General features: G+C 57.4%; 5 protein-coding genes and 4 rRNA genes. 8 read left to right on the top strand and 1 reads right to left on the bottom strand.

The window, feature by feature from the left end:
• Window positions 1–44: 44 nt before the first annotated feature.
• The 6 genes from rpmB to rrf all read left to right on the top strand — a co-directional run bounded on the left by rpmB (window position 45) and on the right by rrf (window position 7,734).
• Window positions 45–281, top strand: coding sequence for a 50S ribosomal protein L28 (rpmB, locus tag LDN85_RS19770; protein WP_011776361.1), 237 nt, complete (start codon window positions 45–47; stop codon window positions 279–281).
• The gene (rpmG, locus tag LDN85_RS19765) at window positions 281–448 is read left to right on the top strand and encodes a 50S ribosomal protein L33 (protein WP_003798558.1); all 168 of its coding nucleotides are present in this window, start codon (window positions 281–283) and stop codon (window positions 446–448) included. Before rpmB ends, rpmG begins: the two co-directional genes overlap by 1 nt.
• Before the next feature lie 4 nt (window positions 449–452).
• Window positions 453–758 carry a 30S ribosomal protein S14 gene (rpsN, locus tag LDN85_RS19760; RefSeq protein WP_011776360.1) on the top strand — a complete coding sequence of 102 codons (306 nt, stop codon included), beginning with the start codon at window positions 453–455 and terminating at the stop codon, window positions 756–758.
• A 1,438-nt stretch (window positions 759–2,196) separates the two neighbouring features.
• Window positions 2,197–3,716, top strand: a 16S ribosomal RNA gene (locus LDN85_RS19755).
• Window positions 3,717–4,304: 588 nt separating this feature from the next.
• A 23S ribosomal RNA gene (locus tag LDN85_RS19750) occupies window positions 4,305–7,449 on the top strand.
• Between the two features lie 168 nt (window positions 7,450–7,617).
• Window positions 7,618–7,734 (top strand): 5S ribosomal RNA (gene rrf / locus LDN85_RS19745).
• The 16S, 23S and 5S rRNA genes sit together here, the layout of an rRNA operon.
• A gap of 74 nt (window positions 7,735–7,808) precedes the next feature.
• Here rrf and LDN85_RS19740 read toward each other — a convergent pair.
• On the bottom strand, window positions 7,809–8,237 hold the full coding sequence (locus tag LDN85_RS19740) for a nuclear transport factor 2 family protein (RefSeq protein ID WP_223943912.1): 429 nt from the start codon (window positions 8,235–8,237) through the stop codon (window positions 7,809–7,811).
• A 96-nt stretch (window positions 8,238–8,333) separates the two neighbouring features.
• Between LDN85_RS19740 and LDN85_RS19735 the strand changes: the two genes are divergently transcribed.
• Both LDN85_RS19735 and LDN85_RS19730 read left to right on the top strand, forming a co-directional pair.
• Window positions 8,334–9,287 (top strand): RNA polymerase subunit sigma-70, encoded by a 954-nt coding sequence (locus tag LDN85_RS19735; protein ID WP_223945500.1) that lies wholly within the window; start codon window positions 8,334–8,336, stop codon window positions 9,285–9,287.
• A gap of 462 nt (window positions 9,288–9,749) precedes the next feature.
• Window positions 9,750–11,269, top strand: a 16S ribosomal RNA gene (locus tag LDN85_RS19730).
• Window positions 11,270–11,704 lie beyond the last annotated feature (435 nt).

The raw sequence follows: 11,704 nt of genomic DNA, 5'->3' as shown, positions 1-11,704 counted from the left end.
AGGAACATCTGCACGCCGTTACATTCAATCTTTGGAGGAGAGTCATGGCAGCACACTGCCAAGTGACCGGAGCCGAGCCGGGCTTTGGACACAGCATTTCGCACTCGCACCGTCGCAACAAGCGCCGGTTCGATCCGAACATTCAGAAGAAGCGCTACTGGGTTCCGTCCCTGCGCCGTAATGTCACGCTGACCCTGTCAGCCCGTGGCATCAAGACCATCGACGTACGCGGCATCGACTCAGTCGTTGCTGACATCCTGGCACGAGGAGTAAAGCTCTAATGGCAAAGGACAAGGACGTACGTCCGATCATCAAGCTGAAGTCCACCGCGGGCACGGGTTACACCTACGTAACCCGCAAGAACCGTCGTAACGACCCGGACCGTCTGGTCCTGAAGAAGTACGACCCCAAGATCCGCCAGCACGTCGAATTCCGAGAGGAGCGCTAAACACATGGCAAAGAAGTCAAAGATTGCTCGCAACGAGCAGCGCAAGGTCATTGTTGAGCGTTACGCTGCCAAGCGTCTCGAACTGAAGAAGACCCTGGTTGACCCCAACGCGACTGACGAAGCACGCGAAGCTGCCCGCCTCGGCCTGCAGAAGCTGCCCCGCAACGCCTCCCCGATCCGTCTGCGTAACCGCGACCAGATCGACGGCCGTCCCCGTGGCACGCTCCAGAAGTTCGGTATCTCCCGTGTTCGCTTCCGCGACATGGCTCACCGTGGTGAGCTCCCGGGCATCACCAAGTCTTCCTGGTAATCACGAAGCCCTGAAAAGGCCGGCAACCGTTATGGTTGCCGGCCTTTTTTGCGTTTAAGCGCGTGTTCGCGGGGGGTTGGTTGCTGGTTGGGGCGGCGGAGTGGCGAGTGGGTGTGGTTGCTGGTTGGGCGGGGGAGTTGTGGCTGGGCTGCTGGTTGCGGGTTGGTGCGGCGGTCGTCCTCGGCGCGCTGCTCCTTCGTCGCTTTGACGCGCGCTGCCGGACGACCGCCGCCCCTTCCGACGCTCTCGCACTTCCCCCGGGGTTGGGGGCGGATCCTCTCTCAGGTCCCCCGGGGTTGGGGCCGGATCCTCTCTCAGGTCCCCCGGGGTTGGGCCGGATCCTCTCTCACGTCCCCTGGGTTGCGGGGTGGCTGTTGGCTGGGCGGGTCTTCCTTGGTGCGCTTGGTCGTTGCTCCTTTGGATGCGCGCTGCCGGACGACCGCCGCCCCTTCCGACGCTCTCGCACTTCCCCCGGGGTTGGGATTGATCGCTCTCTCACTTCCCCCTGGGTTGGGGCCGGATCCTCTCTCACGTCCCCCGGGGTTGCCGCCGGATCCTCTCTCACGTCCCCCTGGGTTGCCGGGTGGCTGTTGGCTGGGCGGGGGGTCTTCCTTGAGCGCGCGCTGCCGGATGCCCTTCGACGCTCTTTCACTTCCCCCGGGTTTGGGGCCGCATCCTCTCTCAGGTCCCCCCGGGTTGGGGGTGGCTGTTGGTTGGATGGGGGTCTTCCTTGGTGCCCTTGGTCGTTCTTCCTTTGGGCGCGCGCTGCCGGGTGACCTCCGACGCTCTTTCACTTCCCCGGGGGTTGGGGCCGGATCCTCTCTCACGTCCCCCGGGTTGCGGGAGTGGGGTTTGGGGTCGCTTGGGTTTGTGATGGGCTTCACTTGGGTTGTTTTGGGCGGATTCTGCTTTGTTTGAGGGGTTTGTGGGTCCTTTTGGCCTGTGTTGGCGCGGGTTTTGGTTGATGTTGGGGGTGATTTGTGCCGGTGCCCGTGGGCGTGTAATGTCTTCTGAGTCGCCGCGAGTGAGACAGCTTGGAGCTGGGAACCGCGGAGGCCGAACCCCTTTTGATAACAGCCTGAAAAATGGTGCGCTTCCGGGCGTGCTTGTGTCGGGTGGGGCCGGAGACTGGACCGGAAATCGCGGAAACGTTGATTTGCGAAGTTCTGGTTGATCGGGTAAGTTTGAAAAGTTGCTCCGGAGCGATCCTGGACCCTGGTGGGTGTGGGTGGTGCCGGTAGTGTCTGTTGTTTGAGAACTCAATAGTGTGCCAAGTTTGTTGATGCCGATTGTTTTATTGATTGGTTGAAATTATGGCCGGATTGCTGCGCACCCCCGTGTGTGGTGGTCTGGTTTTCAGCTGGTTTCGAATTTTGTGCAGCCGCGTCCTGTCGTTATTTCCGGTGGGTGTGGTTGTGTCTGTTTGATTTGTTTTACTTCAACGGAGAGTTTGATCCTGGCTCAGGATGAACGCTGGCGGCGTGCTTAACACATGCAAGTCGAACGATGATCCCAGCTTGCTGGGGGATTAGTGGCGAACGGGTGAGTAACACGTGAGTAACCTGCCCTTGACTCTGGGATAAGCCTGGGAAACTGGGTCTAATACCGGATATGACTCCTCATCGCATGGTGGGGGGTGGAAAGCTTTTGTGGTTTTGGATGGACTCGCGGCCTATCAGCTTGTTGGTGGGGTAATGGCCTACCAAGGCGACGACGGGTAGCCGGCCTGAGAGGGTGACCGGCCACACTGGGACTGAGACACGGCCCAGACTCCTACGGGAGGCAGCAGTGGGGAATATTGCACAATGGGCGCAAGCCTGATGCAGCGACGCCGCGTGAGGGATGACGGCCTTCGGGTTGTAAACCTCTTTCAGTAGGGAAGAAGCGAAAGTGACGGTACCTGCAGAAGAAGCGCCGGCTAACTACGTGCCAGCAGCCGCGGTAATACGTAGGGCGCAAGCGTTATCCGGAATTATTGGGCGTAAAGAGCTCGTAGGCGGTTTGTCGCGTCTGCTGTGAAAGACCGGGGCTCAACTCCGGTTCTGCAGTGGGTACGGGCAGACTAGAGTGCAGTAGGGGAGACTGGAATTCCTGGTGTAGCGGTGAAATGCGCAGATATCAGGAGGAACACCGATGGCGAAGGCAGGTCTCTGGGCTGTAACTGACGCTGAGGAGCGAAAGCATGGGGAGCGAACAGGATTAGATACCCTGGTAGTCCATGCCGTAAACGTTGGGCACTAGGTGTGGGGGACATTCCACGTTTTCCGCGCCGTAGCTAACGCATTAAGTGCCCCGCCTGGGGAGTACGGCCGCAAGGCTAAAACTCAAAGGAATTGACGGGGGCCCGCACAAGCGGCGGAGCATGCGGATTAATTCGATGCAACGCGAAGAACCTTACCAAGGCTTGACATGAACCGGTAATACCTGGAAACAGGTGCCCCGCTTGCGGTCGGTTTACAGGTGGTGCATGGTTGTCGTCAGCTCGTGTCGTGAGATGTTGGGTTAAGTCCCGCAACGAGCGCAACCCTCGTTCTATGTTGCCAGCGCGTTATGGCGGGGACTCATAGGAGACTGCCGGGGTCAACTCGGAGGAAGGTGGGGACGACGTCAAATCATCATGCCCCTTATGTCTTGGGCTTCACGCATGCTACAATGGCCGGTACAAAGGGTTGCGATACTGTGAGGTGGAGCTAATCCCAAAAAGCCGGTCTCAGTTCGGATTGGGGTCTGCAACTCGACCCCATGAAGTCGGAGTCGCTAGTAATCGCAGATCAGCAACGCTGCGGTGAATACGTTCCCGGGCCTTGTACACACCGCCCGTCAAGTCACGAAAGTTGGTAACACCCGAAGCCGGTGGCCTAACCCTTGTGGGGGGAGCCGTCGAAGGTGGGACCGGCGATTGGGACTAAGTCGTAACAAGGTAGCCGTACCGGAAGGTGCGGCTGGATCACCTCCTTTCTAAGGAGCTGCTAGCAGTCGTGTTGTTTGCCTGCATGGGTGGATGACGGGTTGCCAGTGTTGCCCATTGCGCAGGCGTTTGTTCTGCGGTGGGTGCTCATGGGTGGAATATCAACAAATCATTTTTTTGGCATGGCCTTTGCTGGTTGTGTCCTGGTGTTAGTACGGCATCTTGTGTCCTCTTTTGGGGGGTGTGGGGTGTGTGGAACGCTGCTGGGGCGTGGTTGGTGGGTTGTGTTTGGCGCACTGTTGGGTCCTGAGGCAACAGGACCTTTTTGCAGCAATGCAGGGGGGCATCTTCTGGTGTTTCTTTTGTTCCTGCTTCCGGTTTTCCTTGTCTGTTTGTCATGGTCCGTGCACGTTGGTGTGTGGGTTGTGGTGGGTGGGGGGCTGGTTGATGGGGTTGTTGTTTGAGAACTACATAGTGGACGCGAGCATCTGAAACATGCACGGTGGCTGATTATCCTTTTGTCCTTCCCTTTGGGGTGGGTGGGGGTGGTTGGTGTGTGTGTTTCTACAGCAATTTCTTATGAATGAACCTGGCCCTTGTGGTCGTGGTTCTCTCGAGTAAGTTTATTGATCTTGTGTGGTCAAGTTTTTAAGGGCACACGGTGGATGCCTTGGCATTAGGAGCCGAAGAAGGACGTAGGAATCTGCGATAAGCCTGGGGGAGTTGATAACCGAGCGTTGATCCCAGGATGTCCGAATGGGGAAACCCCGCACAACGCTGTGAGGTGATTGTGTGACCCGCATCTGAACACATAGGGTGCGTGGGGGGAACGCGGGGAAGTGAAACATCTCAGTACCCGCAGGAAGAGAAAACAATAGTGATTCCGTTAGTAGTGGCGAGCGAACGCGGATCAGGCTAAACCGTTTCCATGTGTGATAGCCGGCGGGCGTTGCATGGGCGGGGTTGTGGGACTTTCCGTTCTGGTTCTGCCGGACCAGTGGGGTGATGTGCGTGCATAGGTGAACGGTCTTGAAAGGCCGGCCAGAGAGGGTGTGAGCCCCGTAACCGTAATGTTGTGTGCAGCCTGGAGAGTATCCCAAGTAGCACGGGGCCCGAGAAATCCCGTGCGAATCTGTCAGGACCACCTGATAAGCCTAAATACTTCCTAATGACCGATAGCGGACCAGTACCGTGAGGGAAAGGTGAAAAGTACCCCGGGAGGGGAGTGAAACAGTACCTGAAACCGTGTGCTTACAATCCGTCGGAGCCAGTCTGATTCTGGTGACGGCGTGCCTTTTGAAGAATGAGCCTGCGAGTTAGTGTTACGTCGCGAGGTTAACCCGTGTGGGGTAGCCGTAGCGAAAGCGAGTCTGAATAGGGCGAGTGTAGTGGCGTGATCTAGACCCGAAGCGGAGTGATCTACCCATGGCCAGGTTGAAGCGACGGTAAGACGTCGTGGAGGACCGAACCCACTTCAGTTGAAAATGGAGGGGATGAGCTGTGGGTAGGGGTGAAAGGCCAATCAAACTCCGTGATAGCTGGTTCTCCCCGAAATGCATTTAGGTGCAGCGTTGCGTGTTTCTTGCCGGAGGTAGAGCTACTGGATGGCCGATGGGCCCTACAAGGTTACTGACGTCAGCCAAACTCCGAATGCCGGTAAGTGAGAGCGCAGCAGTGAGACTGTGGGGGATAAGCTTCATAGTCGAGAGGGAAACAGCCCAGACCACCAACTAAGGCCCCTAAGCGTGTGCTAAGTGGGAAAGGATGTGGAGTTGCGAAGACAACCAGGAGGTTGGCTTAGAAGCAGCCATCCTTGAAAGAGTGCGTAATAGCTCACTGGTCAAGTGATTCCGCGCCGACAATGTAGCGGGGCTCAAGTACACCGCCGAAGTTGTGGATTTCACACATTGCCCTAGCCTTCGTGGTTCAGGGGTGTGGAGTGGTAGGGGAGCGTCGTGTGGGCAGTGAAGTCGCGGTGTAAACCAGCGGTGGAGCCTACACGAGTGAGAATGCAGGCATGAGTAGCGAAAGACGGGTGAGAAACCCGTCCGCCGAATGATCAAGGGTTCCAGGGTCAAGCTAATCTGCCCTGGGTAAGTCGGGACCTAAGGCGAGGCCGACAGGCGTAGTCGATGGACAACGGGTTGATATTCCCGTACCGGCGAAAAACCGCCCATGCCAAGCGGGGGATACTAACCGCCCGGAGCCTGCCCGCTCACCCTTGTGGTGTTGTGGGTTTTGGCCGAGCGCGGGACCTGATCCTGGGAGGTAAGCGTATTAACAGGTGTGACGCAGGAAGGTAGCCGGGCCGGGCGATGGTTGCCCCGGTCTAAGGATGTAGGGTCAGGGATAGGCAAATCCGTTCCTGTGTGCTTCGAGCACGTGCCTGAGATCTGATGGGACTCCCGTAAGGGGGGATCCGGTGATCCTATGCTGCCAAGAAAAGCATCGACGCGAGGTTTTAGCCGCCCGTACCCCAAACCGACACAGGTGATCAGGTAGAGAATACCAAGGCGATCGAGAGAATTATGGTTAAGGAACTCGGCAAAATGCCCCCGTAACTTCGGGAGAAGGGGGGCCTGCCCCGTGATGGAGACTTGCTCTCCGTGAGCGGGTGTGGGCCGCAGAGACCAGGGGGAAGCGACTGTTTACTAAAAACACAGGTCCGTGCGAAGTCGCAAGACGATGTATACGGACTGACTCCTGCCCGGTGCTGGAAGGTTAAGAGGACCGGTTAGCCACTTCGGTGGCGAAGCTGAGAATTTAAGCCCCAGTAAACGGCGGTGGTAACTATAACCATCCTAAGGTAGCGAAATTCCTTGTCGGGTAAGTTCCGACCTGCACGAATGGAGTAACGACTTCCCCGCTGTCTCAACCATAAACTCGGCGAAATTGCAGTACGAGTAAAGATGCTCGTTACGCGCAGCAGGACGGAAAGACCCCGAGACCTTTACTATAGTTTGGTATTGGTGTTCGGAGTGGCTTGTGTAGGATAGGTGGGAGACGTTGAAACCCGGACGCCAGTTCGGGTGGAGTCATCGTTGAAATACCACTCTGGTCACTTTGGACATCTAACTTCGGCCCGTGATCCGGGTCAGGGACAGTGCCTGATGGGTAGTTTAACTGGGGCGGTTGCCTCCTAAAAAGTAACGGAGGCGCCCAAAGGTTCCCTCAGCCTGGTTGGCAATCAGGTGTCGAGTGTAAGTGCACAAGGGAGCTTGACTGTGAGAGAGACATCTCAAGCAGGGACGAAAGTCGGGACTAGTGATCCGGCGGTACATTGTGGAATGGCCGTCGCTCAACGGATAAAAGGTACCTCGGGGATAACAGGCTGATCTTGCCCAAGAGTCCATATCGACGGCATGGTTTGGCACCTCGATGTCGGCTCGTCGCATCCTGGGGCTGGAGTAGGTCCCAAGGGTTGGGCTGTTCGCCCATTAAAGCGGTACGCGAGCTGGGTTTAGAACGTCGTGAGACAGTTCGGTCCCTATCCGCTGCGCGCGCAGGAAATTTGAGAAGGGCTGTCCTTAGTACGAGAGGACCGGGACGGACGAACCTCTGGTGTGTCAGTTGTACTGCCAAGTGCATCGCTGATTAGCTACGTTCGGATGGGATAACCGCTGAAAGCATCTAAGCGGGAAGCTCGCTTCAAGATGAGATTTCCATACACATTATGTGTGAGAGGCCCCCAGCCAGACCACTGGGTTGATAGGCCGGATGTGGAAGCGAGGACTAAAGACTCGTGAAGCTGACCGGTACTAATAGGCCAACAACTTACACCACACAACACACTGCACGCGTCCACTATGTGGTTCCCGAACAACAACCGTTCACAGGAACCAAACAACTGAATAACAACCAAGCACCACAGTTGTAACCACAAACTTCCCACCCAGGACAACCACACCCCCAACACAGGGTGTCCGGTCAGTCCGGGACGGGTAAAAAGGTTACGGCGGTCATAGCGTGGGGGAAACGCCCGGTCCCATTCCGAACCCGGAAGCTAAGACCCACAGCGCCGATGGTACTGCACCCGGGAGGGTGTGGGAGAGTAGGACACCGCCGGACACACATTAGGCAAGAGCCCCGACCACAGGTCGGGGCTCTTCCCCATTTAACCACCACAACACGGACCACCCGTTTCACGGACCGCCCCGCTCTGACCCTCCAAGCGGCGCCATGTCTGATCGTCGTGGCTTCATCACTACGTCGCCGCGCGCCAAGGCGAAGGGCAGGCGATCGAAGACGATTCGGATCTCGACGATGAGACCGTCCCGCAGTCGATACAGCTCCGCACCTGGCGCGGTCGGAACAAAGTGATTTGCTGTGTCATACATGAGGATCGCTTCGTCGTTGCTGCCATAGGCTGCGTAGAGAGTAGAGCTCGTAAGCGATTCGGCAAAGGGCTCCATAAATGCCCGGACCTCGGCCTGGCCGGTCATGGTGCCTGCGGGAGCGTAGCAGCTGACATCCGCGGCCAGGTACTGCACTGCCGAGTTCATATCGCCGGATGTCCAGGCGCGGTGGTACGCAATTGCGATCTCGAGGGCTCCGTCAGGTTCAGTGGACATGGTGTGGTTCCTTTCAAAGTTGCTGACCCCCGTATAGACACCAGAGTTCAGTTGATCGGAACGCTGATGGGGGAGGCATGCCAAGATTGAAGCGTGATGTCACCTGAATTGGAGGCTGCCAGGGCCGGCGATGAGCTGGCCTTCGCTTCCCTTGTCGGGCCGTATCGCCGGGAGCTTCATCTGCACTGCTATAGGATCACGGGCTCTTTTGACGAGGCGGACGACGTACTGCAGGAGGCTTTGCTTGCTGCGTGGCGGGGCTTGCCGGAATTTGCCGGCCGCTCGTCTTTGCGCACCTGGCTGTATCGAATTGCCACCAATCGTGCGCTCAATTCTGTAAGGGATAGAAGCCGGCGGCCCCGCACTGCCCCTTTGCCTCCTTTCGAGCCACCGGATCCCTCCGGCAGTTTTGATTTAGCTCACTTGCAGCCGTACCCCGATGCGTTGGTCGACCAGGTTGATCCGGCTGTGCAGGCTGTCCATCGGGAGACCATTCAGCTCGCATTCGTTGTCGCCCTTCAAAGGATGCCGCCGCGTCAAGCCGCGGTGCTGCTGCTTTGCGATGTGCTGGAGTTCACGATTGCTGAAGCTGCAGAGTTGCTTTCGATAGGTGCAACAGCGGCGAAAGGTCTCCTGCAGCGGGCCCGGTCCACCCGGCCTTCCTCTTCCCAGGTATCCAGCGAAGAGGACCAGCAGGATATTGCCCGCAGATTTGCGGATGCTTTCTCCCGCGATGACATTGATGCAGTCCTCGAGCTCCTTACCGATCAGTGCTGGTTGGCCATGCCTCCTGCCTCTGAGTGCTACGTGGGACGGGATGCGGTGGGGCGATTCCTGCGTGCGAGTGCTGATGGGCGGCCCGGCGGACCGTACACTTTGGCAGCAGTCCGGGCGGGTGGCAGGCCGGCGTTCGTCTGTTACCTGGAGGACAGGGCCAGGGGGTTGGTGGTCATTGAACCGTCTCCCGGGGCAGACAAGATCGATTCCATCATGCGGTTCCTCGACGATGGGCTGCACCGGCATTTTGAAATGCCTGAAACCTCGGAGTGACAGGCCCCCGGCGGGTTGGTGGGGGTTGGTGTTCGACGGCGGTTTGGTGGGGGTTGTGGGGGTGGTTGGGTGTGGGTGGGGTGGTGTGTGGGGGTGGATTTGCGTTGGGGGTTGGGGGCGTGTATTGTTTTCTGAGTCGCCGGGTGCGAAACGGAAAGCCGGAAGGTGTGTACGGTTCGGTAGGCGGCCAAAAATAACTCTTCTTTTCCAATGGCCCTGTTGGGTGCGCTGCTTTGTGTGGTGTGCTGTGGGTGATGTTTTGGGGGGTCTGTTGTTTGAGAACTCAATAGTGTGCCAAGTTTGTTGATGCCGATTGTTTTATTGATTGGTTGAAATTATGGCCGGATTGCTGCGCACCCCCGTGTGTGGTGGTCTGGTTTTCAGCTGGTTTCGAATTTTGTGCAGCCGCGTCCTGTCGTTATTTCCGGTGGGTGTGGTTGTGTCTGTTTGATTTGTTTTACTTCAACGGAGAGTTTGATCCTGGCTCAGGATGAACGCTGGCGGCGTGCTTAACACATGCAAGTCGAACGATGATCCCAGCTTGCTGGGGGATTAGTGGCGAACGGGTGAGTAACACGTGAGTAACCTGCCCTTGACTCTGGGATAAGCCTGGGAAACTGGGTCTAATACCGGATATGACTCCTCATCGCATGGTGGGGGGTGGAAAGCTTTTGTGGTTTTGGATGGACTCGCGGCCTATCAGCTTGTTGGTGGGGTAATGGCCCACCAAGGCGACGACGGGTAGCCGGCCTGAGAGGGTGACCGGCCACACTGGGACTGAGACACGGCCCAGACTCCTACGGGAGGCAGCAGTGGGGAATATTGCACAATGGGCGCAAGCCTGATGCAGCGACGCCGCGTGAGGGATGACGGCCTTCGGGTTGTAAACCTCTTTCAGTAGGGAAGAAGCGAAAGTGACGGTACCTGCAGAAGAAGCGCCGGCTAACTACGTGCCAGCAGCCGCGGTAATACGTAGGGCGCAAGCGTTATCCGGAATTATTGGGCGTAAAGAGCTCGTAGGCGGTTTGTCGCGTCTGCTGTGAAAGACCGGGGCTCAACTCCGGTTCTGCAGTGGGTACGGGCAGACTAGAGTGCAGTAGGGGAGACTGGAATTCCTGGTGTAGCGGTGAAATGCGCAGATATCAGGAGGAACACCGATGGCGAAGGCAGGTCTCTGGGCTGTAACTGACGCTGAGGAGCGAAAGCATGGGGAGCGAACAGGATTAGATACCCTGGTAGTCCATGCCGTAAACGTTGGGCACTAGGTGTGGGGGACATTCCACGTTTTCCGCGCCGTAGCTAACGCATTAAGTGCCCCGCCTGGGGAGTACGGCCGCAAGGCTAAAACTCAAAGGAATTGACGGGGGCCCGCACAAGCGGCGGAGCATGCGGATTAATTCGATGCAACGCGAAGAACCTTACCAAGGCTTGACATGAACCGGTAATACCTGGAAACAGGTGCCCCGCTTGCGGTCGGTTTACAGGTGGTGCATGGTTGTCGTCAGCTCGTGTCGTGAGATGTTGGGTTAAGTCCCGCAACGAGCGCAACCCTCGTTCTATGTTGCCAGCGCGTTATGGCGGGGACTCATAGGAGACTGCCGGGGTCAACTCGGAGGAAGGTGGGGACGACGTCAAATCATCATGCCCCTTATGTCTTGGGCTTCACGCATGCTACAATGGCCGGTACAAAGGGTTGCGATACTGTGAGGTGGAGCTAATCCCAAAAAGCCGGTCTCAGTTCGGATTGGGGTCTGCAACTCGACCCCATGAAGTCGGAGTCGCTAGTAATCGCAGATCAGCAACGCTGCGGTGAATACGTTCCCGGGCCTTGTACACACCGCCCGTCAAGTCACGAAAGTTGGTAACACCCGAAGCCGGTGGCCTAACCCTTGTGGGGGGAGCCGTCGAAGGTGGGACCGGCGATTGGGACTAAGTCGTAACAAGGTAGCCGTACCGGAAGGTGCGGCTGGATCACCTCCTTTCTAAGGAGCTGCTAGCAGTCGTGTTGTTTGCCTGCATGGGTGGATGACGGGTTGCCAGTGTTGCCCATTGCGCAGGCGTTTGTTCTGCGGTGGGTGCTCATGGGTGGAATATCAACAAATCATTTTTTGGCATGGCCTTTGCTGGTTGTGTCCTGGTGTTAGTACGGCATCTTGTGTCCTTCTTTTGGGGGGTGTGGGGTGTGTGGAACGCTGCTGGGGCGTGGTTGGTGGGTTGTGTTTGGCGCACTGTTGGGTCCTGAGGCAACAGGACCTTTTTGCAGCAATGCAGGGGGGCATCTTCTGGTGTTTCTTTTGTTCCTGCTTCCGGTTTTCCTTGTCTGTTTGTCATGGTCCGTGCATGTTGGTGTGTGGGTTGTGGTGGGTGGGGGGCTGGTTGATGGGGTTGTTGTTTGAGAACTACATAGTGGACGCGAG

It is taken from the genome of Arthrobacter sp. StoSoilB20 (genome assembly GCF_019977295.1).
In the GTDB taxonomy this organism is placed as follows: domain Bacteria; phylum Actinomycetota; class Actinomycetes; order Actinomycetales; family Micrococcaceae; genus Arthrobacter; species Arthrobacter nicotinovorans_A.
Note: the sequence above shows the minus strand (reverse complement) of the source record. Positions and strands in the feature narration are given on the sequence as shown.